Origin of the sequence: Salinarimonas ramus, from assembly GCF_014645695.1 — a bacterium.
Taxonomy (GTDB): Bacteria; Pseudomonadota; Alphaproteobacteria; order Rhizobiales; family Beijerinckiaceae; genus Salinarimonas; species Salinarimonas ramus.
The window spans coordinates 72,291-95,725 of sequence record NZ_BMMF01000009.1 but is presented as its reverse complement, the minus strand read 5'-3'; the positions used below and the strand labels follow the sequence as shown (position 1 = coordinate 95,725).

25 protein-coding genes are annotated in these 23,435 nt (G+C 70.5%); 15 read left to right on the top strand and 10 right to left on the bottom strand.

The window, feature by feature from the left end; translation table 11 throughout:
• Positions 1-41: 41 nt before the first annotated feature.
• Entirely contained in the window at positions 42-371 is a 330-nt protein-coding gene (locus IEX89_RS15500) for a hypothetical protein (protein ID WP_188914151.1), read from the bottom strand.
• Positions 372-542: 171 nt separating this feature from the next.
• Between IEX89_RS15500 and IEX89_RS15495 the strand changes: the two genes are divergently transcribed.
• Entirely contained in the window at positions 543-782 is a 240-nt protein-coding gene (locus IEX89_RS15495; RefSeq protein WP_188914150.1) for a helix-turn-helix domain-containing protein, read from the top strand.
• Here IEX89_RS15495 and IEX89_RS15490 read toward each other — a convergent pair.
• Positions 754-945 (bottom strand): YqaE/Pmp3 family membrane protein, encoded by a 192-nt coding sequence (locus IEX89_RS15490; protein ID WP_188914149.1) that lies wholly within the window; start codon positions 943-945, stop codon positions 754-756. The genes IEX89_RS15495 and IEX89_RS15490 overlap by 29 nt on opposite strands.
• A gap of 171 nt (positions 946-1,116) precedes the next feature.
• Between IEX89_RS15490 and IEX89_RS15485 the strand changes: the two genes are divergently transcribed.
• From IEX89_RS15485 to IEX89_RS15470, 4 genes are all read left to right on the top strand, one after another.
• Positions 1,117-2,088 (top strand): sulfurtransferase, encoded by a 972-nt coding sequence (locus IEX89_RS15485; protein WP_188914148.1) that lies wholly within the window; start codon positions 1,117-1,119, stop codon positions 2,086-2,088.
• 86 nt (positions 2,089-2,174) lie between these two features.
• Positions 2,175-3,299 carry a YeeE/YedE family protein gene (locus tag IEX89_RS15480; RefSeq protein ID WP_188914147.1) on the top strand — a complete coding sequence of 375 codons (1,125 nt, stop codon included), beginning with the start codon at positions 2,175-2,177 and terminating at the stop codon, positions 3,297-3,299.
• A 15-nt stretch (positions 3,300-3,314) separates the two neighbouring features.
• The gene (locus tag IEX89_RS15475; protein WP_188914146.1) at positions 3,315-3,500 is read left to right on the top strand and encodes a hypothetical protein; all 186 of its coding nucleotides are present in this window, start codon (positions 3,315-3,317) and stop codon (positions 3,498-3,500) included.
• Positions 3,501-3,809: 309 nt separating this feature from the next.
• Positions 3,810-4,859 carry a crotonase/enoyl-CoA hydratase family protein gene (locus tag IEX89_RS15470; RefSeq protein WP_188914145.1) on the top strand — a complete coding sequence of 350 codons (1,050 nt, stop codon included), beginning with the start codon at positions 3,810-3,812 and terminating at the stop codon, positions 4,857-4,859.
• 72 nt (positions 4,860-4,931) lie between these two features.
• Here IEX89_RS15470 and IEX89_RS15465 read toward each other — a convergent pair whose 3' ends face one another.
• Complete coding sequence (locus IEX89_RS15465) at positions 4,932-6,101, bottom strand: M20 aminoacylase family protein (protein ID WP_188914144.1); 1,170 nt, start codon at positions 6,099-6,101, stop codon at positions 4,932-4,934.
• A 369-nt stretch (positions 6,102-6,470) separates the two neighbouring features.
• Between IEX89_RS15465 and IEX89_RS15460 the strand changes: the two genes are divergently transcribed.
• From IEX89_RS15460 to IEX89_RS15420, 9 genes are all read left to right on the top strand, one after another.
• Entirely contained in the window at positions 6,471-8,066 is a 1,596-nt protein-coding gene (locus IEX89_RS15460; RefSeq protein ID WP_188914143.1) for an ABC transporter substrate-binding protein, read from the top strand.
• A gap of 119 nt (positions 8,067-8,185) precedes the next feature.
• A complete protein-coding gene (locus tag IEX89_RS15455; protein ID WP_188914142.1) occupies positions 8,186-9,166 on the top strand; it encodes an ABC transporter permease in 981 nt (326 codons plus the stop codon).
• Between the two features lie 12 nt (positions 9,167-9,178).
• A complete protein-coding gene (locus IEX89_RS15450) occupies positions 9,179-10,165 on the top strand; it encodes an ABC transporter permease (RefSeq protein ID WP_188914141.1) in 987 nt (328 codons plus the stop codon).
• Positions 10,166-10,317: 152 nt separating this feature from the next.
• Positions 10,318-11,922, top strand: a complete 1,605-nt coding sequence (locus IEX89_RS15445; protein WP_188914140.1) for an ABC transporter substrate-binding protein — start codon at positions 10,318-10,320, stop codon at positions 11,920-11,922.
• Between the two features lie 99 nt (positions 11,923-12,021).
• The gene (locus IEX89_RS15440) at positions 12,022-13,002 is read left to right on the top strand and encodes an ABC transporter permease (RefSeq protein WP_188914139.1); all 981 of its coding nucleotides are present in this window, start codon (positions 12,022-12,024) and stop codon (positions 13,000-13,002) included.
• A gap of 100 nt (positions 13,003-13,102) precedes the next feature.
• A complete protein-coding gene (locus IEX89_RS15435; RefSeq protein ID WP_188914287.1) occupies positions 13,103-14,017 on the top strand; it encodes an ABC transporter permease in 915 nt (304 codons plus the stop codon).
• A gap of 1 nt (position 14,018) precedes the next feature.
• A complete protein-coding gene (locus tag IEX89_RS15430; RefSeq protein ID WP_188914138.1) occupies positions 14,019-14,627 on the top strand; it encodes a hypothetical protein in 609 nt (202 codons plus the stop codon).
• Between the two features lie 93 nt (positions 14,628-14,720).
• On the top strand, positions 14,721-15,755 hold the full coding sequence (locus tag IEX89_RS15425) for an ABC transporter ATP-binding protein (RefSeq protein WP_188914137.1): 1,035 nt from the start codon (positions 14,721-14,723) through the stop codon (positions 15,753-15,755).
• Positions 15,755-16,756, top strand: coding sequence for an ABC transporter ATP-binding protein (locus IEX89_RS15420; RefSeq protein WP_188914136.1), 1,002 nt, complete (start codon positions 15,755-15,757; stop codon positions 16,754-16,756). Before IEX89_RS15425 ends, IEX89_RS15420 begins: the two co-directional genes overlap by 1 nt.
• A 6-nt stretch (positions 16,757-16,762) precedes the next feature.
• Here IEX89_RS15420 and IEX89_RS15415 read toward each other — a convergent pair whose 3' ends face one another.
• The 3 genes from IEX89_RS15415 to IEX89_RS15405 all read right to left on the bottom strand — a co-directional run bounded on the left by IEX89_RS15415 (position 16,763) and on the right by IEX89_RS15405 (position 18,681).
• Positions 16,763-17,194: a type II toxin-antitoxin system HicB family antitoxin gene (locus IEX89_RS15415; protein WP_188914135.1), complete on the bottom strand. Its 432-nt coding sequence runs from the start codon at positions 17,192-17,194 to the stop codon at positions 16,763-16,765.
• 18 nt (positions 17,195-17,212) lie between these two features.
• Positions 17,213-17,410, bottom strand: a complete 198-nt coding sequence (locus IEX89_RS15410) for a hypothetical protein (protein WP_188914134.1) — start codon at positions 17,408-17,410, stop codon at positions 17,213-17,215.
• 65 nt (positions 17,411-17,475) lie between these two features.
• Entirely contained in the window at positions 17,476-18,681 is a 1,206-nt protein-coding gene (locus tag IEX89_RS15405; protein ID WP_188914133.1) for a peptide ABC transporter permease, read from the bottom strand.
• Positions 18,682-18,843: 162 nt separating this feature from the next.
• Between IEX89_RS15405 and IEX89_RS15400 the strand changes: the two genes are divergently transcribed.
• On the top strand, positions 18,844-19,959 hold the full coding sequence (locus tag IEX89_RS15400) for an FAD-dependent oxidoreductase (protein ID WP_188914132.1): 1,116 nt from the start codon (positions 18,844-18,846) through the stop codon (positions 19,957-19,959).
• A 61-nt stretch (positions 19,960-20,020) separates the two neighbouring features.
• Here IEX89_RS15400 and IEX89_RS15395 read toward each other — a convergent pair whose 3' ends face one another.
• The 4 genes from IEX89_RS15395 to IEX89_RS15380 are packed head-to-tail and all read right to left on the bottom strand — an operon-like array spanning position 20,021 to position 23,393.
• Entirely contained in the window at positions 20,021-20,875 is an 855-nt protein-coding gene (locus IEX89_RS15395; RefSeq protein WP_188914131.1) for a class I SAM-dependent methyltransferase, read from the bottom strand.
• Positions 20,872-21,939, bottom strand: a complete 1,068-nt coding sequence (locus IEX89_RS15390) for a glycosyltransferase family 4 protein (RefSeq protein WP_188914130.1) — start codon at positions 21,937-21,939, stop codon at positions 20,872-20,874. Before IEX89_RS15390 ends, IEX89_RS15395 begins: the two co-directional genes overlap by 4 nt.
• A 2-nt stretch (positions 21,940-21,941) precedes the next feature.
• Positions 21,942-22,340, bottom strand: coding sequence for a 6-pyruvoyl trahydropterin synthase family protein (locus IEX89_RS15385; RefSeq protein WP_188914129.1), 399 nt, complete (start codon positions 22,338-22,340; stop codon positions 21,942-21,944).
• 27 nt (positions 22,341-22,367) lie between these two features.
• Positions 22,368-23,393: a zinc-dependent alcohol dehydrogenase gene (locus IEX89_RS15380; RefSeq protein ID WP_244645492.1), complete on the bottom strand. Its 1,026-nt coding sequence runs from the start codon at positions 23,391-23,393 to the stop codon at positions 22,368-22,370.
• Positions 23,394-23,435 lie beyond the last annotated feature (42 nt).

Genomic DNA, 23,435 nt, shown 5'->3' with positions numbered 1-23,435 from the left:
CGCCCCGCGACCGGTCTCGCGGCGTGGTGCGGCACGCAGCCTCAATGCACCGTGCGCGGCCCCACCGCGTCGATCAACGCGTCGCGCGTTTCGCGGCGCCTGGCGATGTCGGCGCGCAGGGTCTCGCGGGTGGAGCGGTTCGAGCCGTAGGCGACGATGCCGATGAGGATGGCGGAGACCGAGGCGACGAAGCCGAGCCCGCCGAGCCGCAGGAAGCCGAGGAAGGTCGCGGCCAGGATCACGGCGCCCGCGACGATCGCGATGCGGCTCGCCAGCATGATCTTGCCGCAGCGCTCGGCGCTCTCCTCGAGCGCAGCGATCTCGACCTCGAGCCGCTCGATGCGCCCGCGCGGGTCCTCGATCGTCTGCATGAAGCCGTCCCTCGCCGTCCCTGTCGGGCGCCCTCGATAGCCGAGCGCGCGCCGAGAATCGAGAGGGCGAGAGTCGAGAGGCGCGTGCACGCGCCCGCGGTCGGCTCGGCTCAAGCTTCGCCGGACATCATGGCCTCGCAAGCCGGATGGGCAAGCCGGATGGGACGGACGATGCTGACGTGCGGAATGATCAAGGCCGGGCGGGACCTCGTGGGCTGGACGCAGGCCGACCTCGCCATGCGGGCGGGCCTGTCGCTGCCCACGATCCAGCGCATGGAGGACCCGACCCGCGGGCCCCTGCGCTCGACGGCTGCGAACGTCGAGCGCGTGCGCGGGGCCTTCGCGCAGGGCGGAATCTCGTTCGCGCTCGACGACGCGCGGATCACGATCTCGCTCGCTGTTCCGCGGTAGGGCCGTACTTCGCGATCACCCAGACCGCATGGATGATGCCCGGGATGTAGCCGAGGATCGTCAGGAGAATGTTGAGCCAGAACGGGCCGCGCAGGCCCACCTGCAGGAAGACGCCCAGCGGCGGCAGCAGGATGGCGATGAGGATGCGCAGGAAATCTGCCATGGGACGGGGTTTCCGCTTTCGATGAAGTGTCTCTAGAGAGAGAACGGGGGGCGCGGTGCGGCGGTTCCGCCCGTTAAACACTCAGAAAACTGTGAAATAAGAGAATACGCGTGACACCACGGGAATAGTCGCCTATATACGTCGACAACGTCGCTTCCCGAGGAGGTCCGCATGACCGCCCACAGCACCACCCTCGCCGCCGCCGCCCTCGGCCTCTCGCTCGCGGCCGGCATCGCCCTCGCTACGCCCGCCTCCGCGCAGGAGGGGTGGGACAAGCTCGTCGATCCCACGAAGCTCGTCGCGCTCGAGGAGACGGCCGACCCCGTCGTCCTCGACATCCGGGCCGCGGCCGCCTTCGCCGAGGGGCACATTCCCGGTGCCGTCAACGCGCCCTACACGCAATGGCGCGGGCCCACCGGCAATCCCGGCGCGCTCCCCGAGCCGGCGCTGCTCTCCGTGCTCGTCGGCGAGAGCGGCATCGACGAGACGACGCCCGTCGTAATCGTCCACCAGGGGGCGGATTCCTCCGATTTCGGCTCCGCCGCGCGCGTCTACTGGACGCTGAAGTCGCTGGGCGTCGAGCGGATCGCGATCCTCGACGGCGGCGTCCGTGGCTGGGTCGCCGCCGGCAACGCGCTGTCGACGGAGCCGGTGCGCCCCGATCCCACGATCTTCGACGCAGTTCTTTCCGACGAGTGGCGCGCGAGCGTCGAGGAGATCGAGACCTCCATCGAGAGCGGCGACGCCCGCCTCGTGGACGCCCGGCCCGCGCCCTTCTTCCTGGGCGAGCTCTGGCACGGCGCCGCGGCGCGTCCCGGCACGCTGCCGACCGCCGAGAATTTCAGCCACGCCGCCTGGTTCGTCGACGACGGCCCGCTCGTGGTCGACGAGGAGCGCGCCCGCGCCATCGCGCAGAGCGCGGGGCTGGCCGACGGCGCGACACTGGTCTCGTTCTGCAACACCGGCCATTGGGCGGCGACGAACTGGTTCGCGCTCTCCGAGCTCGCCGGGATCGAGGGCGTGAAGCTCTATCCCGAGAGCGTGGTCGAGTGGTCGAACACGGGGCGCGCTCTCGACAACGAGCCGGGGCGTGTCGAGTGGCTCCTGATGTCCACGCGCCAGTGGCTCGCCGACGTGCTCTGACGCGAGCCGGGCACCACGCACCGACGGCCGTGACGGCCCGCCGCTCGCCGGCGGGCCGCACCCATCTCAAGCACAAGGACCCTCCGATGCTCCTCACGCGCACGGGCCTCGTCCTCCTCGCCCTCGTCGTCGCGGCCTTCCTCGCTCTGTTCGTCGGCTTGCGCTTCGCGTTCCTGTTCCTGATCGGCGTCGGCTTCGGCCTCACGCTGGAGGGGCTGCGCTTCGGCTTCGCCGGGCCGTGGAAGGCGCTCGTCCTTCGCCGCGACGGGCGCGGCGTGATGGCTCAGCTCCTCGCCATCGGGCTCACCGCGGCCGTGGCGCTGCCGCTGCTGGCAGCGGCGCCGGGCGAGCTGATGGGCGCGCACGCGCCGGTCGGGGCGGCGATGATCGCCGGCGCCTTCGTCTTCGGCGCCTGCATGCAGATCGTCATGGGCTGCGGCTCGGGGACGCTCGTCAATGCGGGCTCGGGCAACGCGCTGGGGCTCCTCGCGCTCGTCTTCTTCGTCGTCGGCTCGTTCCTCGGCACGCTCCACCTCGCCTGGTGGACGGATCTCGCCTCCCTGCCGGTGCTGACGCTGTCCGGACTGCTGGGCGCCGAGGGCGCGCTCGCCGCGACGCTCGCGGCGCTCGCCGCCGTGGCCGTGATCGTGGCGTTCCGTGCCGAGAAGGGCGCACGCTTGCCGCAGGGGCGGCTGTTCCTGGCGGCGGGCCTGCTGGCCGGCCTCGCCGTCCTCAACCTCGTCGTCGCCGGCCAGCCTTGGGGGATCGTCTACGGGCTCGGCCTGTGGGGCGCGAAGGTCGCGAGCGCGGCGGGGGCGGATCTCTCGCAGACGGCCTTCTGGGCGGCGCCCGGCAATGCCGAGCGGCTCGCCTCCTCGCTCCTCACCGACGTGACCTCGCTCACCAATCTCGGCCTCGTCGCCGGCGCCTTCATCGCCGCACGCTGGCGGCGGGTGATGGATCCGGCGCCCGCGCGCCCGGCGGCGCGGCTCGTCGGTGGCATCGTCGTCGCGGCGCTCCTCATGGGCTACGCCTCGCGCCTCGCCTTCGGCTGCAACGTCGGCGCCTTCTTCTCGGGCATCGCCACGGGCTCGCTGCACGGCTGGGCCTGGTTCGCCGCCGCTTTCGTCGGCTCGATCCTCGGCGTGCGCATCCTCGCCTGGCTGCAAACGGCGCCGACGGCGCCGGCGCGGCTCGAGACGGCGCGCTGAGAGAGGGGGAGAGACATGTCATCGCGTCCGCTTCCCCGCCGCCAGACCGTGGGCCTCGCGCTCCTCGCGGCGCTCGCGCTCCTCGTCGCCGCCGATATCGGCACGAGCGCGCCGCTCGATCCCTTCCGTGCGCCGCCGCCCGCGGCGCTCGGATCGGGGGCGGCACCGTCCGGCGCGCATTGCGCTGCAGCACCGACCTGAGCGCGGCGAATCATCGCATCTCTTGGTTGGTCAAACGGCTAAAGTCTTGAATTGCCACGCTTGCCCCATCGCACGCGACGAACACGCTCGCGTGCATTTCGCATAAAATTGCATGAACCATTTGACAGCCGACGCTTCGCAGCCGTTAATTGCCGTCGAGAACCCGAAGGCCGCGAGTTAACCCTAACGAAACCTTTCCGCGCTCGATCGCATTCGAGCGGTTTCCTTTTCGGCGCCGCCAATGGATAGTTGCGAGCGAACGGACGGAGAGGCGCCTCGTCAGGGGCGGTCACCGAGATGAGGCACACCATGGATTTCCGCGCGGTGCTCGGCGGCGCCGAGCCGATCGGCGAGCTGTTCGAGACCCTCGAGCAACGCGAGGCGCGCGCCGGCCGCGATCTTCCCATCGCGCGTGGCGGCTGGCGCCGTGCTGCGGCGCAGCGACGCCCGACGCCGCTCGAGGCGCTCGACGGGCTGAAGGCCGCCGGCACCGTGCCGGCGCATCTGCGGGTGGCGGCGGATCGCTTCGAGGAGGTCGAGGTGCGTCTCGACCAGGAGTCGGAGACCTATTGGTGCACGATGTCGCCCTCCGGGCGGCCCTCCTACACGCCCGGGCTGCTGCGCGGGCTGCAGGCGATGCAGCGCTCCCTCGTCGACCTGTTCGCCGCCGCGCCGGAGGGGAGCGAGCCGCCGTTCCGCTACTTCGTGGTGAAGTCCGACCATCCCGGCGTGTTCAACCTCGGCGGCGATCTCGCCCTCTTCGCGGGGCGCATCCGTGCCGGCGATCGCGAGGGGCTCTCGGCCTACGCCCGCGCCTGCATCGAGGTGGTCTACGCCAACCACGAGAATTACGGCCTGCCGATCGTCACGATCGGCCTCGTCCAGGGCGACGCGCTCGGCGGCGGATTCGAGGCGGCGCTCTCCTGCGACGTCGTGGTGGCGGAGCGCGGCACGAAGTGCGGCTTCCCGGAGGTGCTCTTCAACCTCTTCCCCGGCATGGGCGCCTACTCGTTCCTGGCGCGCAAGGTGCCCGGCGCGACCATGCGCGACATGATCGAGAGCGGCCGGCTCTACGATGCGGAGGAGCTCCACGCGCTGGGCCTCGTCGACATCGTGGCGGAGCCCGGCGAGGGCGATGCTGCGGTGGAGGCCTACATCGCCCGCAACCGTCGCCGGCACAACGCGCACGCGGCCATGCACGCCGCGGCGCGCCGGGCGCGCCCGCTCGAGTTCGCGGAGATGGTGGACATCGTCGAGATGTGGGTCGACGCCGCCATGCAGCTCGGCCCCGCGGACCTGCGCAAGATGGAGCGCCTCGTCGCCGCCCAGGACCGCCGCCGCGCGCACGCGGTGGCGTGAGCCGATCGCGACCGGAACCGTAACGAGAAGGCCCGCCTCGTCATCGAGGCGGGCCTTCGCGCGTGAGCGCCCTCAGGAAGCCGGCATCGCCGTCTCGACGAGCTTCGCCCAGAGCGAGACGCCGTAGGGGATCGCCGCGTCGTTGAAGTCGTAGGCCGGGTGGTGGACGCCCGCCGTGTCGCCGTTGCCCAGGAAGATGTAGGCGCCCGGCCGGCTCTCGAGCATGTAGGAGAAGTCCTCCGCGCCCATCAGCGGCTCGATCGTCTGGTCGACGGAGCGCGCGCCGCCGATCGCCTCGGCGACGCTCGCGAGGAATTGCGTCTCCTCGGGGTCGTTCTTCGTCACCGGGTAGCCGCGGCGATAGTCGACGCGGCCCGTCGCGCCGTGGGCGGCGCAGATCGCGTCCACGACCTGCCGGATGCGGGTCTCGCACAGGTCGCGCACGTCCTCCTCGAGGGTGCGGGTCGTGCCCTTGAGATGCGCCGTCTGCGGAATGACGTTGTAGGTGTCGCCGGTCTTGATCATGCAGATCGAGATCACCGCGCTCTTGAGCGGGTCGACGTTGCGCGAGACGATCGCCTGCAGCGCCGTGACGAGCTGGGAGACGACGAGCGCGGTGTCGATGCACTCGTGGGGGCGCGCGGCGTGCCCGCCCTTGCCCTCGACGTGGATGTCGAAATGGTCCGCCGCCGCCATCAGCGGGCCGGGACGCAGAGCGAAGGTGCCCACGGGCACGCCCGGCATGTTGTGCAGGCCGTAGACCTTCTGGATGCCGAAGCGCTCCATCATGCCGTCCTTGACCATGGCGTCGCCGCCGCCGCCGCCTTCCTCGGCCGGCTGGAAGATGAGCACCGCGGTGCCGTCGAAATTGCGCGTCTCGGCGAGGTACTTGGCCGTGCCGAGCAGGACGGCCGTATGCCCGTCGTGGCCGCAGGCGTGCATCTTGCCGGGGGTCTTCGAGGCGTAGGGGAGGTTCGTCGCCTCCTCGATCGGCAGCGCGTCCATGTCGGCGCGGATGCCGATCACCCGCCCGCTCGCGTTCGAGCGGCCCTTGATGACGGCGACGACGCCCGTGCGGCCGATGCCCTCCACCACCTCGTCGCAACCGAAATCGCGGCACATCCGAGCGGCGATGCCCGCGGTGCGATGCACGTCGAAGAGCAGCTCGGGATTCTCGTGGAAGTCGCGGCGCCAGACGGCGATCTCGTCGGCCATCTCGGCCACGCGGTTGATGACGGGCATCGGGTTGTTTCCTTGGTGTCGGTGGAGGCGAATGCGGTCGGCCACCAGACAAGCAAGGGTGCGGTGCCCGGTCAATCGGCGCGATGGACGCGTTCGTGCTGGGCGAACCCGCACGGCTCTCCTGAATACGCATCATGTTCCGTGCGACATCGCACTTATCGTCTGGGCATGCCCGCGAGCCGAGCCTCACCCACGGGCAGCGTAGGCTCTTCGCGCCTTCCTTCCGCCGCGGTTCGCCGGGGCCTGCGCACTGGACCGCACGACGAACACCGCTCTAGGATGAAACGGAGGCCGGCCGCCGTCGTCTGCGGGCCGGCTCGCGAGACGAGGCCCGCGCCAGACGGGCCCTCCAGTGGAGAACGACCGCACATGACCAAACACATTTCCGTGCTCGCCGCGACGTCCGCCGCGCTGCTCTGCGCGACGGCGCTCTCGGCGTCGGCCGTCACCCTGCGCTACGCCAACCAGGGCGACCTGCGCTCGCTCGATCCCTATACGCTCAACGAGACCACGGCGAACGCGCATCTCGGCCACGTCTACGAGGGCCTGACGAAGCGCGGCAAGGATCTCGCCATCGAGCCGGGTCTCGCCGAGAGCTGGGAGGTGCTGGAGGACGGCAAGCGCTGGCGCTTCAACCTGCGCGAGGGCGTGACCTTCCACAACGGCAACCCGTTCACCGCCGACGACGTGATCTTCTCCGCCGATCGCGTGCGCTCGGAGGGCTCTAACTTCCAGACCCGCGTCCCCGCCGGCGCCGTCTTCGAGAAGGTCGACGACTACACGATCGACGTGGTGCTGCCGAGCCCGAACCCGATCCTGCATTATCAGTGGGACACGTGGTACATCATGGACCAGGAATGGGCCCAGGAGCACGGCGTGGAGAAGCCCACCCCGGCCTCCGCCGAGACGCCGAGCTACGCCGCGCTCAACGCCAACGGCACGGGTCCCTTCGAGGTGACCACCCACGAGCCGGGCGTGCGCACGGTCTTCACGGCCAACGAGGATTGGTGGGACGAGCCCGAGCACAATCTCGACGAGATCGTGTTCACGCCGATCTCGTCGGACGCGACCCGCGTCGCGGCGCTGCTCTCGGGCGAGGTCGACGTGATCGAGCCGGTTCCGATCCAGGACATCGAGCGCGTGCGCTCCTCCGACCGCGCCACCGTGCTCACGGGTCCCGAGCTGCGCACGATCTTCCTCGGCTTCGACCAGGAGCGTGACGAGCTGCTCTACTCGAACGTCGAGGGCGAGAACCCCTTCAAGGATCCGCGGGTGCGCGAGGCGTTCATGCTCGCCATCGACGCCGACCTGATCCGCGACCGCGTCATGCGCGGGCTCTCCACGCCCTCCGCCCTGATGATCGCGCCCGAGCTCTTCGCCTATTCCGACGAGTTCGAGCGTCCGGGCTACGATCCCGAGCGCGCCCGCGCACTTCTCGCCGAGGCCGGCTATCCGGACGGCTTCGAGGTCGGCATGGACTGCCCGAACGACCGCTACGTCAACGACGAGGCGATCTGCCAGGGCGTCGTCTCGATGCTGGCGCGCGTCGGCATCACCGTGAACCTGAACGCCCAGCCCAAGGCGCAGTATTTCGCCAAGGTGCTGCGCTCGGGCGGGTACGACACCTCGTTCTACCTGCTCGGCTGGACGCCGGGCACGTTCGATTCGCACAACGTCCTCAACGACCTGCACGGCTGCCGCGCCGAGGGCTCCCCCCGCGGCGAGACCAATCTCGGCGGCTATTGCAACGAGGAGGTCGATGCGCTGATCGAGCAGATCCTCGTCGAATCCGACGAGGACGCACGCAACGACCTGATCCGTCAGGCCTACGAGATCACGACGGGCGAGTTCGCCTACGTGCCGCTGCACCAGCAGGCGCTCGCCTGGGGCGTGGCGAACGGCGTCGATCTCGTCCAGCGCGCCGACAACCAGGTGCTGCTGTACTGGGCCCGCAAGGGCGAGTGATCCCGCGGTGACGAGCGGCGCGCGACCCCCTCGGTCGCGCGCCGCTTCGCTTGAAGGCAGCGGCTCGCGCGAGCCGCGTGCGCCGACGCGAGACGAGAGCCCGAGAAGACAACACGAGCATGATCGCCTTCATCATCCGCCGGATCCTTCAAGCGATCGGCGTCCTCATCGCGGTGGGCCTCATCGCCTTCTCGATGTTCCGTTTCGCCGGCGACCCCGTGAACCAGCTCGTCGGCATCGACACGCCGGCCGCCGAGCGCGAGGCGCTGCGCCAGGCGCTGGGGCTCGACGATCCCGTGCCGCTCCAGTTCGCCCGCTACATCGTCGAGGCGGCGCAGTTCGATTTCGGCATCTCCTACCAATTCCGCCAGCCGGTCTCCGATCTCCTCGCCTCGCGCGCGCCGGCGACGCTCGAGCTCGCCGTCGTGGCCACGATCTTCGCGCTCGTCGTGGGCATCCTGATGGGGGTCTATTCCGCGCTCCGGCGCGACACGGCGCTCGCCAAGGCCTTCCAGGCGGTGTCCCTGATCGGCATCTCGCTGCCCACCTTCCTCATCGGCATCCTGCTGATCTACGTCTTCTCGGTCTCGCTCGGCTGGCTGCCCTCCTTCGGCCGGGGCGAGACGGTGCGGCTCGGCGGCTGGACCACGGGCCTGCTCACCGGCTCGGGCTGGGCGGCGATCGTCATGCCGGCGGTCACGCTGGGGCTCTTCCAGATGACGCTGATCATGCGCCTCGTGCGCGCCGAGATGCTCGAGGTGCTGCGCACGGACTACATCCGCTTCGCCCGCGCGCGCGGGCTCACCAACCGGGCGATCCATTTCGGTCACGCGCTCAAGAACACGCTCGTGCCGGTGATCACGGTCGCCGGCCTCCAGTTCGGCTCCGTCATCGCCTTCGCCATCATCACCGAGACCGTCTTCCAGTGGCCCGGCATGGGGCTGCTCTTCGTGCAGGCCGTCCAGAACGTCGACATCCCCATCATGGCCGCGTATCTCATGTTCGTCGGGGCGATCTTCGTCTTCATCAACCTCGTCGTCGACATCCTCTACACGATCGTCGACCCGCGCCTGCGCAGCTCCCTGCGCGCGCCGACCTGAGGGGCGACGACGATGCACAACCCCTCGCCCAGCCCCACGCCCGCGACCGACCTCGAGACCGAGGAGAAAGCGGCGATCGACCGCCAGCCCTCGCTGCTCGTGCGCGCGCTCGACAGCGACATGATGGCGAGCTTCCGCCGCTCGAAGATGACCATCGTCGCGGCGATCCTGACGCTCGCCTTCTTCCTGCTCGCGATCTTCGCCGATCTCGTCGCGCCGCAGAACCCGTTCGACCCCGCCCAGCTCGACCTGTTCGACTCGCGCCTCCCCCCGATCTGGGACGAGATGGGCATGCTGCCCTACCTGCTCGGCACCGACGAGCAGGGCCGCGACATGTTCTCGGCCATCGCCTACGGCCTGCGGATCTCGCTGCTGGTGGGCTTCCTCGGCGTCTTCCTCGCCGCCGGCATCGGCATCACGCTCGGCCTCATGGCCGGCTATCTCGGCGGCGTCGTCGACACGGTGGTGATGCGCATCGCCGACGTGCAGCTCACCTTCCCCGCGATCCTCATCGCGCTCCTCGTCGACGGCGTCGCGAAATCCGCGCTCGGCGGCCAGCTCGACGAGGGCACGACCCTCGTCGTCCTCGTGCTCGCCATCGGCTTCTCGTTCTGGGTCCAGTACGCACGCACGGTGCGCGGCTCGGTCATGGTCGAGAAGAACAAGGATTACGTCGCGGCGGCGAAGCTCATCGGCCTGCCGGCGCCGGTGATCATGGCGCGCCACGTCCTGCCCAACGTGATGGGCCCCGTCCTCGTCATCGCGACGATCAACCTCGCGCTCGCCATCATCACCGAGGCGACGCTCTCCTTCCTCGGCTCGGGCATGCCCGAGACGATGCCCTCGCTCGGCACGCTGATCCGCATCGGCAACAACTACCTCTTCTCCGGCGAGTGGTGGATCGTGGCCTTCCCCGGCATCGCGCTCGCGGTGCTGGTGCTCGCCATCAATCTTCTCGGCGACTGGTTGCGCGACGCGCTCAATCCGAAGCTCCGGTGAGCAGACCCGCGCCACTCTTGCGCGAGGCCGGCGGCTTTCTCCGGAAATGTCCTTAAGCGCCCGTGACAAAACGACAACGGGCCTTCTATGATCCGCGCCATCGGTCGCGGCGCGCACCTTAGAACGCGCCGGGCCACCACCAGGAGAGGACGATGTCAGCCACTCGCACCACCCTCGCCGCGCTGCTGCTCGGGGCCACCTGTCTCACCGCCGTCTCGGCCGATGCCCAGACGCTCCGCTGGGCCCGCGTCGGCGACGCCCTGACCATGGACCCGCACGCGCAGAACGAGGGCCCGACGCACACCCTCAACCACCAGATCTACGAGACCCTCATCAGCCGCGACCAGGCCGGCGAGATGGTCGGCGTGCTCGCCACCGACTGGCGGATCGATCCCGAGGACCCGAATTCCTGGATCTTCGACCTGCGCGAGGGCGTGACCTTCCACAACGGAAACCCCTTCAACGCCGACGACGTCGTGTTCTCCATCGAGCGCGCCACCTCGCCGACCTCCGACATGAAGGGCCTGCACTCCACGGTGACGGGCGCGGAGAAGATCGACGACTACACGGTGCGCATCGTCTCCTCGGGGCCGAACCCGCTGCTCCCGAACAACCTCACCAACACGTTCATCATGGACGAGGAGTGGTCGGTCGAGAACGACGTCGTCGAGCCGCAGAACTACGCGGAGGGCGAGGAGACCTACGCCGTGCGCAATGCCAACGGCACGGGCCCCTACACGCTCGAGTCCCGTGAGGCCGAGGTCCGCACGGTGCTTCGCCGCAACGAGAATTACTGGGGTCTCGACCAGTTCCCCGTCGGCGCCGCCGAGATCGTCTACACCCCGATCACCGAGGCGGCGACCCGCGTGGCGGCGCTGCTGTCGGGCGAGGTCGACTTCGTCCAGGACGTGCCCGTCCAGGACATCGAGCGCCTCTCCTCCGAGAGCGGCCTGCGGGTCAATCTCGGCGCCGAGAACCGGGTGATCTTCTTCGGCATGGACGTCGGCTCGGAGGATCTCGCCACCGACGACGTCGAGGGCGCCAACCCGTTCGCGGACGTACGCGTGCGCCAGGCCATGAACATGGCGATCAACCGCGATGCCATCCAGCGCGTGGTCATGCGCGGCCAGTCGATGCCCGCGGGCATCATCTCGCCGCCCTTCGTCAACGGCTGGACCGAGGCGCTCGACGAGTACCCGGCGGCCGACATCGAGGCCGCCCGCGCGCTGATGGAAGAGGCCGGCTACGGCGACGGCTTCACCGCGACGATGCACTGCCCCAACGATCGCTACCTGAACGACGAGGCGATCTGCCAGGCGGCGGTGAGCGCCTTCGGCCAGATCGGCATCGACGTGAACCTGGTCTCCCAGTCGCGCTCGCTGCACTTCCCGCTGCTCCAGCGCGAGCCGCCGGAGACGGACCTCTACCTGCTCGGCTGGGGCGTGCCGACCTTCGACAGCGAGTACATCTTCTCGTTCCTCTACCATACGCGTGACGGCGGCTCCTACGGCACCTGGAACCCCACCGGGTACTCGAACCCCGAGGTGGACGAGATGATCAAGTCGCTCGCCTCGAACACGGACATCGACGCGCGCAACGAGACCATCGCCGACATCTGGGAGATCCTGAAGGACGAGACGATCTACATCCCCGTCCACACCCAGATGCTCTCCTACGCCATGTCGGACGAGATCGACATCCCGGTGGATGCCGAGAACCAGCCGAAGATGAAGTACGTCGAGATGCCTCAGCCCTGAGGCCGCGTCACGTCGCCCGGCGCGCTCGCGCCGGGCGGCACGCGCTCCCGGGAGGCGGTCCGCCGCCTCCCTCCACCGGACCCGGACACCAAGCCCCAGATGATCGCCTACATCCTCAGGAGCCTCGCGCAGGGCGCGCTCGTGCTCCTCGCCGTCGCCTTCATCGCCTTCTCCATGTTCCGCTTCGTCGGCGACCCCGTCGCCAACATGGTCGGGCAGGAAGCGACGCTGCAGGATCGCCAGGAGCTGCGCGAGCGGCTGGGCCTCGAGCGGCCCTTCCCGGTCCAGTTCGCGATCTTCGTCGGCAACGCCGTGCAGGGCGATTTCGGCGTCTCGTACCGCCAGGCGCGGCCGGTCTCCGCGCTCATGGTCGAGCGCCTGCCCGCCACCCTCGAGCTCGCGATCCTCTCGGCGCTCTTCGCCACCGTCATCGGCGTCGGCTTCGGCGTCTATGCCGCGATCCGGCGCGACGGCTTCCTCGCCAACGTGGTGATGACGGTCTCCCTCGTCGGCGTCTCGCTGCCGACCTTCCTCATCGGCATCGGCCTGATCTACGTCTTCGCCGTGGAGCTGCGCTGGCTGCCCTCCTTCGGGCGCGGCGAGACGGTGCGGATCGGCTGGTGGACGACGGGGCTCCTGACCGAATCCGGACTGAAGTCGCTGGTGCTCCCGGTGCTCACGCTCGGCTTCTTCCAGCTGACGCTGATCATGCGCCTCGTGCGCTCGGAGATGCTCGAGGTGATGCGCGCCGACTTCATCCGCTTCGCCCGCGCCCGCGGCATCCCGGAGCGGACGATCGAGTTCCGCCACGCGCTGCGCAACACGTTGATCCCCGTCGTGACCATCGCGGGCCTCCAGCTCGGCTCGATCATCGCCTTCGCCATCGTCACCGAGACGGTGTTCCAGTGGCCCGGTCTCGGCTCGCTCTTCGTGCAGGCCGTGCAGTTCGCCGACGTGCCGGTGATGGCGGCCTATCTCGTCTTCGTCGCCTTCGTCTTCGTCGTCGTGAACCTCCTCGTCGATCTCACCTACGTCCTGCTCGATCCGCGTCTGCGCGGCGGCAAGGCGCTCGCGAAGTAAGGAGGCGGCGATGGCGGACACCACTCCCGGATCGAAGCCCGTGGTCGACACGGCGCACGGCCCCACCACCGGCGACATGATCGAGACGCCCGCCGCGCGCATGGGCGTTCTCGCCCGCGCCTGGGATTCGGACGTCGCCTATTCCTTCCGGCGCTCGCCGGTGACGATCCTTTCGGCCCTCGTCGCGCTGACGATGATCCTGGCGGCCGTCTTCGCGCCGCTCATCGCGCCGCAGGACCCGTTCGACGCGAGCCAGCTCAACCTGATGGACGGCTTCACGCCGCCCGGGGAGGTCAACGAGTTCACCGGCAACACCTACGTGTTCGGCACGGACCCGCAGGGCCGCGACATGTTCTCCGCCGTGTTCTACGGCGCGCGGGTGTCGCTCCTCGTGGGCGTCGCCTCGGTCCTGTTCTCGCTGACCGTGGGCGTGACGCTGGGCCTCCTCGCCGGCTATCTCGGCGGGCGCACGGAGGCGCTGATCATGCGCGTCGCGGACATCCAGCTCTCCTTCCCGGCGATCCTCGTCGCGCTCCTCGTCTTCGGCATCGCGCGCGGCGTCATCCCGCCGGCGCAGCAGGAGCAGGCGACGCTGTTCGTGCTCATCCTCGCCATCGGCATCTCGAACTGGGCGCAATACGCCCGCACGGTGCGCGCGACGACGCTCGTCGAGAAGTCGAAGGTCTATGTCGACGCCGCGCGGCTGATCGGGCTCAAGCCCTTCGTCGTCATGGTCAAGCACGTGCTGCCGAACGTCACGGGGCCGGTGCTGGTGATCGCGACGATCAACCTCGCGCTCGCCATCATCGAGGAGGCGACGCTCTCCTTCCTGGGTGCCGGCATGCCGCCGACCCAGCCCTCGCTCGGCACGCTGATCCGCATCGGCCAGCAATTCCTGTTCTCGGGCGAGTGGTGGATCCTGTTCTTCCCGGCCATGGCACTGGTGCTCCTGGCCCTGTCCATCAACCTGCTCGGGGATTGGCTGCGGGACGCGCTCAATCCGAAGCTGAGGTGAAATGTCGACCGGGTCCCTCAGCGCTGCGCTCATCATTGCGCTCGGCGGCGTCGTCGCCGCGCTTGCCTCCATATACCTTTGGCGCCATCGCGTGCGCGCCGAGAAGGAGATCGAGCGCGAAATGGAGCTGAGGAGGCGACGCGATCGTGTCCGAGGGCTTCTCGTGGCGACGCAACGCGTCATTGCGATCGCTGCCCTGCCCCTTCGTCAGCAATTTTCCGCTGATGTCATCGAGCAGACGCGCCGGACCTTTTTGGAGAACGTCTCCACGAAGGCGAAGGGCGAAGCCGCCACAACGGACGCTGCGTCCGAGGAGAAAGAGACGCCCCAAGGAGCGGCAATCGAGATGCTGATCGCGTTCGACGACCTGAAGGGCGACCTCGACCTATTGCCGGTCGACGTAATTGACGCGATCGTCGCGTTCTTCGATCATGACCGCAGGATGACGGCGTTGGTACGAGCGTTTTCAGCCGGAATGTACGAGCATCTCGCGGACGATCGGCAGAGTGCGGCAGTCGACGGCTTGATGCGCCTCGGCGAAGACATGCTATCGGCGGCAGACCAGGCCCAGAAGGCAATCGACCGCTATCTCGCCTCGCCCCCGCAGTGAGCTTCGTCAGACGAGAATGATGATAGGACCCGACATGAACGGCCTCCACGTTTTGACGCCTTATAGCACGGCCGCAGCCGGAAAGCACCATCGATGAGCGACCCCGTCCTCTCCGTCCGCGACCTCCGGGTCGAGTTCCACACCCGCCGCGGCGTGCTCAAGGCGATCGACGGCGTCTCTTTCGACATCGGCAAGGGCGAGGTGCTCGGCGTCGTGGGCGAATCGGGCGCCGGCAAGTCGGTGACGGGCTCGGCGGTGATCGGGCTCATCGACCCGCCCGGGCGCATCGCCGGGGGCGAGATCCTGCTGTCGGGGCAGCGCGTGGACAACTTGCCGCCCGAGGAGATGCGCAAGGTGCGCGGCAAGCGCATCGGCATGATCTTCCAGGACCCGCTGACCTCGCTCAACCCGCTCTACAAGATCTCCGAGCAGCTCATCGAGACGATCACGACGCACACCGACCTCTCGCCGACGCAGGCGCGCCGGCGCGCCGTCGACCTGCTGGCGGAGGTCGGCATCCCGGCGCCGGAGAAGCGCATCGATTCCTATCCGCACGAGTTCTCCGGCGGCATGCGCCAGCGCGTGGTCATCGCGCTCGCCCTGTGCGCGGAGCCCGAGCTGATCATCGCCGACGAGCCGACGACGGCGCTCGACGTCTCGGTCCAGGCCCAGATCATCACGCTCCTCAAGCGGCTCGGGCGCGAGCACGGCACGGCGATCATGCTCGTCACCCACGACATGGGCGTCATCGCCGAGACGGCCGACCGCGTGGCCGTGATGTATGCCGGGCGCATCGCCGAGATCGGCCCCGTCCACGACGTCGTCCAGAACCCGCTCCATCCCTATGCGGAGGGGCTGATGGGCGCGATCCCCACGCTCGCCGGCGAGGACGCGCGGCTCGTGCAGATCCCGGGCTCCATGCCCCGCTTGAACCGCATCCCGCCGGGCTGCGCCTTCAACCCGCGCTGCGGCTACCGCTTCGGGCGCTGCACGGTGGACCGGCCCGACCCGCTGCCCTGGCGCGGGCATCGCGTCGCCTGCCATCTCTACGACGCGGCCTCCGGGCCGCATTTCCTCGGCGAGGGCAAGACCCTCGCCGCCGCGAAGAAGCCCGAGGAGGCCGCGTGATGACCACCCCCTTCGTCCGCGTCAGCGATCTCTCCCGCTCCTTCGACGTCTCGAAGCCGTGGCTCAACCGTGTGATCGAGGGCGGCGAGAAGCAGTACCTCAAGGCGGTGGACGGCGTCTCCTTCGACATTCCCCGCGGCGAGACCTTCGCGCTCGTGGGCGAATCCGGCTCGGGCAAGTCCACGGTGGCGCGCATGGTCGTGGGCCTCCTGCCGCCCTCGGGCGGCGGGGTGACGATCGACGGCATCTCGATGAGCGACACCAAGGCGCAGGTCGAGCGCCAGCTCCTGCGCCGGCGCATCCAGATGGTGTTCCAGGATCCCTACGCCTCGCTCAACCCGCGCTGGCGCGTCCAGCAGATCGTGGCCGAGCCGATCCGAGCCTTCAAGCTCGTCGAGGGCGAGGCGGACATCCGCGCGCGCGTGGGCGAGCTGCTGACTCTGGTGGGCCTGCATCCCGACGACGGGGTGAAATACCCCCACGAGTTCTCCGGCGGCCAGCGTCAGCGCGTGGCCATCGCCCGCGCGCTCGCGTCGGAAGCGGAATTCCTCGTGTGCGACGAGCCGACCTCGGCGCTGGACGTCTCGGTCCAGGCGCAGATCCTCAACCTGATGCGGGACCTGCAGGACAAGTTCGGGCTCACCTACCTGTTCATCTCCCACAACCTCGCCGTCGTGCGCCACATGGCGACGCGGATCGGCGTGATGTATCTGGGCCGCATCGTCGAGATCTCGGGCGGGCGGGAGATGTTCCAGAACCCCAAGCACCCCTACACGCGCATGCTGCTCGACGCGGTGCCCGACCTCGCCATGTCCGGTCGCGACCGCGAGCCGGTGGCGGGCGAGATCCCCAACCCGATCAACCCGCCCTCGGGCTGCACCTTCAATCCGCGCTGCCCCTTCGCCAACGAGCGCTGCCGCGTGGAGCGCCCCCCGCTCGCCGGCGGCGTCGCCTGCCACGCGGTGCACGAGGGCCGGCTCGCGGTGAAGGACGCGGCTTGAGGCCCGTCAGACGTCGACGATGCCGACGACGAGCCGGCGGCCCAGCGCATTGAGGGCGGCTTCGAGCGTCGGCAGCTTGGTCGGGTGCATCGGATCGAGGATGCGCCTGACCTCCTTCTCGTCCTTGCCGAGCCGCTTGGCGAGCTCGACCTTCCCCATGCCGGACGCGACGAACGCCTCCAGCACGGCGAGCTTCGCCGCGGTCTCTGCATCGACCGTGATCGGCTCGTGCCCCTCGAGCCCGGCCGACGCGGGTGGGAGCGCGAGCCCGCGCTTCGGATAGGTGAGCAGAGCGAGCCCCAGAGCCTCAACGGCCATGGCGCGCGCATCGTCGCGATCGTCGCCCTGGGTCACGGCTTCGGGCACGTTCGGGAAGGTGACGACGAGCCCATGCTCGTCACCGTCCTCGATCAGGGCCGGATAGGTGTAGGTCCGCATATGCGTGCCTCCAGGCGATCAATCGAGATCCAGTACCTTCCGGATCTTGCGAGCGGTCTTCGGATCGATCTCGCGTGACGGAAGCGTCGTCACCCGGTCTCCGACCCAGATCATGACGTGGCCGCCTTTGCCGCGAGCGCGCGTCACCTCGAAGAAGAAGCCTCGAGCCTTCGCTTCCTGGCGAAGTTCCGCGATGAACCGCTCTCGCTTGTCCAAGGTCGACCCACTACGAAGTCATATCGGACATTCATGTCCGATCGTCAAGACATGGATAGGCCCGCTCACCGCTCCGCCCGCCGCCCCCGGCGCAGGATCGCGCTCAGGATCGCCTTCGGGCGCTGGGTGCGGAACTGGCCGCGCTCCACGGCGGCGAAGAGGAGCGCCGCGACCACGGCGCTCGTGACGAACCACATCTCCGTGTAGCTCGCCCCGGTCACCACGAGGGCGAGGCCCGCGGCGACGGCGGCGAGCGCGCCGGGCGCCACGGCGGCGTCGACGCGGCTCGCGCCCAGCGCCGCCGACCAGACCGCCACGGCCAGCGCGGCGGCGCCGACGAGGCCGAGATCGACCCAGATCTCGAAGAGCGTCGTCTCCGGCCCGCCCGCCGGCACCAGCCCGACGCTCGGGCCGCGCAGAGCCGTCTCGAAGCCGTAGCCGGTGACGAGCCGCACCGGCACGCTCGCGATCATCTCCCGCCAGGTGGCCAGCGCCGGATCGAGCGAGGCGAGGGCGAGCGCGAGGAGCGGCGCGGCGAGGACGAGGCCCGCGCCGCCATAGGCGACGATCCGCGCCGCGAGAACGAGGCGGGAGGCCGCCACGAGATAGACGGCCGCGCCCGTGGCGAAGCCCGCGAAGGCGAGCGGGGTGGGCGCGAGACCGGTCGCGACCGCCACCGCCATCACGATCGCGACGCTCTGGAGGTCGCGCCCGCGCGAATGCAGCCAGGCGGCGGCGGGCCAGACCAGGAGCGCCAGCGCCACGACGCCGCGATCGCGGGTGATCGTCTCCTCGTCCCAGGCGGGACGGTCCTCGATCGCGAGCAGCCCGATGGCGAGGAGCGCCGCGGCGCCCACGCCGATGGCGAGCGGGTAGAGGTTGGCCGAGCGCATGCGCACCGGCAGCGCGAGGTAGCCGGCGACGCCGACGGCCAGCGTCGCCGCGAGATTGCCCAGGCGCTCCGCCGCGGGCGCGGCGAAGGGCGCCCAGGCCAGCGACAGCAGCGCCCAGCCCAGGACGACGATCCCGGCGATGCCGGCGAGCCGCCCGGCCAGGGATTGGACCGCGTGCGACACGCGCCGGTGCTCGCCGTCGATCAGCGCCGCGATGACGAGCAGAGCGATCCCCACAGGCGCCATCACCACGACGCCGCGGCGCGCCACGAGGGCGGCGATCGGCAGGCCGATCATTAGGATGGCGAAGCCGAGGCGTCGCAGGAGCGCGGCCGCGTCCGCGGCGGGATCTCTCTGGGGGGAGCGTTGACGCGCCATTCTCGCGGGGCCTGACGGGTTGAGAAAAGCGACCATATCAGAGGGGAGACGCGCAAACCTGTGGGCGGGATGCAACACTTCGCCTGCGAGAGCGAAGGAGACCATGGTGGCGCGGGTATCCGGCGCGGGCCTCGAGGCGCGGGACGGGCGTATGGGGGGAGCATGACGAAGCTGGTTCTGGTGGGCGGCGGGCACAGCCACGCCCTGGTGCTCGATGCGCTGCGCAAGCGGCCGGAGCCGGGGATCGCGCTCACGCTGGTCTCGCCGGCCGAGACCTCGCCCTATTCCGGCATGCTGCCAGGGCACGTCGCCGGGCTCTATGCGCGCGAGGCGATGCACATCGACGTGCGCCGCCTCGTCGAAGAGGCCGGCGGTCGCTTCGTGCTGGGCGCGGCCGAGCGCATCGATCGCGACGCGCGCGAGGTCGTGCTCGGGGACGGCGCGCACGTGCCCTACGATCTCGTGTCGCTCGACATCGGCATCACGCCGGATCTCTCTCGCATCCCCGGCGCGCGGGAGCACGCCATCGCGGTCAAGCCGATCGGGGATCTCCTCGCCAAGATCGATCGCCTGATTTCCGCGGTGAGGGAGCCGGACGGCCCACGAGACGTGGTCGTCGTCGGCGGCGGGGCGGCGGGGCTGTGCCTCGCCTTCGCGCTGGCGCGCCGCCTGCGGGCGGAGGCTAGGAGTGAGCAGGGCCCGACCCTCACAATCGTCACGGCGCACGCCCTGCTGCCGGAGCTCAACGGCCGCGCCCGCCGCATCGCCCGCGCGCGGCTCGCGCAGGCGTCGATCGCGCTCGTGGAGAACGACCGCGTCGCGCGCGTCGAGCCCGAGGCCGTCATTCTCGCGAGCGGGCGGACAATCGCCTCGCGGGCGACCCTCGTCGCGGTGGGCGCCGCGCCGCCGCCCCTCGTCGCGCGATCGGGGCTCGCGGCGGACGCGCGCGGCTTCCTCGCGGTTGACGCGACGCTGCGCAGCGTCGGCGATCCGCGCGTCTTCGCGGCGGGCGATTGCGCGGGCTCCGTCACGGATCCGCGCCCGAAGGCCGGCGTCTTCGCCGTGCGCCAGGGGCCGATCCTCGCCGAGAACCTGCGTCGCGCCGTTCGCGGCGAGCCGCTCGTGCCCTATTCCCCGCAGACGAACTGGCTCGTCCTCATGTCCACCGCCGACGGGCGCGCCATCGCCGCGCGCGGGCGACACCTCGCTCTGGAGGGGCGGCTCGTCTGGTGGCTGAAGGATCGCATCGACCGGCGCTTCGTCCAGGGACTCGCCTGAGCCGGGCTCGCCTGATCCGGTCTCGCCTGATCTGGTCTCGCCTCGGCCGGCCGCGCCGCCCTCACGGCAGGCAGAGCAGGTCCGCGTGACCGATCGTGGCGCGCGGCGCCTCGATCCGAGCCGCGCGCCAGGACGCGACGGCGTCGGGCGCGAGCCGGCCCGTCTCCGCCACGGCCTGCGCCTGTCCCTCCGCCAGCGCGCGGATCAGGGCGGCGTCCCGCGGCGCCTCGAGCCGCCACGGGCTCTCGCCCTGGTGCGCCGCATAGCCGGCATCCGCGAAGGCGCGCGCGAGATGCGCCGTCGCCGCCGGGCCCAGCGACGGGCCGAAGCCCTTGTCCTCGCCCTGATGCGCGACGAAGGCGTCGCGGAACGCCGCATCGAGGGGGTGCGCCGGCTCCCAGGTCTCGCGGCCGTCGTAGGTGAGCACCGTGTGGAAGGCCGCGCGCCGCGCCGCCACGGCCTGCGCGAAGCGCGTGAGGAAGCTCGCACCGCACAGATCGAAGAGCGCCGCCGCCGTCACGAGGTCGGGCGCGCCGCCGGCGCTACAAGCGAGGGCGCCGTCGAGGTCGCCCGCGAGGTCGGCCTGCGCGAAGGAGACCGTGATCTGCCGGCCGTCCTTCTCCAGCCTCAGCCCGCCGCCGCCGTCGTCGCGGGCCGCGTCGGCCCAGGCGGCGAGGCGCTCGCGTGCGCCGGCGAGGAGCGTCGGATCGTGGTCGACGAGCCGCCAGGATTGGCGACCGGGCAGCACGCGGGAGAGCCCGCGCAGGTTCGAGCCGAGGCCGCAGCCGAGATCGACGACCGTGATCGTCTCGCGCCCGGCGAGGTAGTCTGCGAGCCGCGCCTCCAGCGCGGCGTCGCGCGCGCGGTGGTCGGCTCCCTCACGCAGGTCGAGCCAATCGGGCGAGAAGCCGCTCATCGGGTGGTCTCCAGGCTGTCGTGCAGGACGCGGGCGATCCGCGCCGTCGTGTCGTCCCAGGTGGGCAGGCGCCGTCCCGCGGCGAAGGAGGCGTCCGCGAGGCGCCGTCTCAGGGCGTCGTCGCCCAGCATGCGGGCGAGTGCGTCGGCGAGGGCGTCGACGTCGCCGGGCGGCACCTTCAGCGCGGCCGCGTCCGGCGCGGTTTCCGCCGCCGCCCCGCCGGTGGAGGCCACGAGCGGCAGGCCGCGCGCCATGGCCTCGGCCAGCACCATGCCGTAGCCCTCGTAGAGCGAGGCCGAGACGAAGGCGTCCGCCCCCGCCATCAGCGCGTCGCGCGTCGCGTCGTCGACGGCGCCGGTGAAGCGGATGCGCTCGGCGAGCCCGGCCTCGCGGACCTGCGCCGCGAGCGCGGCCGCGAGGTCCGGCGCGCGGTCCGTCGCGCCGACGATGGTGAGGCTCCACGGCCTGTCTGCGAGGCGGGCGAGGGCGGCGATCAGGACGTCGTATCCCTTGCGCGGCGTGACGGCGCCCATGGCGACGAGCGCCGGCGGCGCGCCCGCGGGCGCTCCCGCGGCCCGCGCCGCCGGCTCGGTGCCGGGCTCGGCGACGGTGAGGCGATCGGGCGGGACGCCGAAATCGGAGACGAGGGTGCGCGCCGTCGTCGGGCTCGTGGTGACGACCCGCGTCGCTCGCGCGAGCGCCCGGCGCTCCGTCTCGATCAGGGCGGCGGCGCGGTCGGGCGCGATGCCGCTCTCCAGGCCGAGCGGATGATGCACCAGCGCCACGAGCGGGCGCGCGAAGGCGTCGAGCGTCGCCGCCGGCAGGGCGCCGTAGGCGAGGCCGTCGACGAGGAGGGCGGCCTCGCCGGGCACCGCGGCGAGGAGACGCGCCGTCTCGACGAGATCCTCCGTCGTCGGGTTCGGGAAGCCGCCTGGCAGCCGCACGACCTGCGCGTCGATCCCGTGGGTGGGAAAGCGCGCGAGGATCTCGCGCGCATAGGCGTAACCGCCGGTCGGCGTCTCGAGGGCGCCGGGGACGGCGAAGGCCGCCGCGAGGGTCGCCATCGTCAGAGCGCCGCCTCGTACCAGGCCCGCGCCACGTGGCTCTCCTCGATCTTCACCCGGATCTTGGCGATCCCCTCGCCGCCGGGCCCGAGCCGGCCCTCGCGGGCCGCGGACGCCATGGCGTCGAAGACGTGCTTGCAGAGGAATTCCGTCGTCGTGTTCTCGCCGGCGAATTGCGGCAGCTCGTCGAGGTTCTGGTAGTTGAGCGGCGTGAGCGTCGCCTTGAGCGCATCGTGGGCGCGGCCAATGTCCACGACCACGGCGTCCGCGGTCAGGCTCTCGCGGAAGAAGGCGACGTCGATGACGAAGGTCGCGCCGTGCAGCTTCTGGGCGGGGCCGAAGAGATCGCCCTTGAACGAATGGGCGATCATGACGTGGTCGCGGACTTCGACGGCGTACATGCGGGAGAGCTCCTCGTGTGATGGCGTTCAGGAATAGCGGATGGCGGTGGCGAGCCCCGGCGCACCCGGGGCGAGCAGGCGGGGGATCGCGTCGGGGAGATCGTCGAAGGCGATCTCGTGCGTGATCAGCGCGTCGAGGCGCGGATCGTCGAGGAGGTCGATCGCCTTGGCGAGGCGCCGGGCGTGGCTCCAGCGCGCGCGCTTGGGCGTCGCGACGCGGCCGACCTGGCTCGAGACGAGCGCGAGGCGCGCGGAATGGAAGCGCGCGCCGAGCGAGACCTCCGTCGTCGCCTCGCCGTACCAGGAGAGCTCGACGACGCGCGCCTCGTCGCCGGCGCAGGCCAGCGCGCAGGAGAGGCCGGCCGACGTCGCCGAGGTGTGGACGACGAGATCGGCGTCGCCGGGCGAATCGAGCGGCTTCGAGAAGCGGCAGCCGAGCGCCTGCGCGATCTCGCGCCGGGAGAGGTCGACGTCGACGAGCGTCACCTCCGCGCCGGGAATGCGCGCGGCGAGCGACGCCACGAGGCAGCCCACCACGCCCGCGCCGACGACGACGATCCGGTCGCCCGGTGCCGCGCCGCCGTCCCACAGCGCGTTGAGCGCCGTCTCCATGTTGGACGCGAGGACGACGCGCCGTGCGGGAACGTGATCGGGCACGGGCTGCACGAAGGCGAGCGGCGCGTCGAAGATCTCCGCATGCGGGGCGAGCGCGAAGACGAGGCGGCCGACGAGCGCATGCGGCCCGTCCTCGACGCGGCCGACGGCGCTGTAGCCGTATTTCACGGGAAAGGGGAAGTCGCCCTCCTGCAGCGGCGCGCGCATGCGGCCGTATTCGGAGGCCGGCACGCGGCCTTCGGCCACGAGCCGCTCGGTACCCCGCGAAAGCGCGCTCCAGAGCGTGCGCACGCGAACGTGATCGGGCTTTTTCGCCCCGATCCCCTCCTCGCACAAAACCGCACGGCCCTTCGACACGTACCACAGTGCGCGTGCTCGGGTCTCCTCCGAGGCGTCCGTCACGGCGTATCGCTCCTTCGTCTCGCCGTCGCGCGGCATGGCTCCTCCAGCGTCTTCCCCGATGTCTTCCTGAGGACGGCT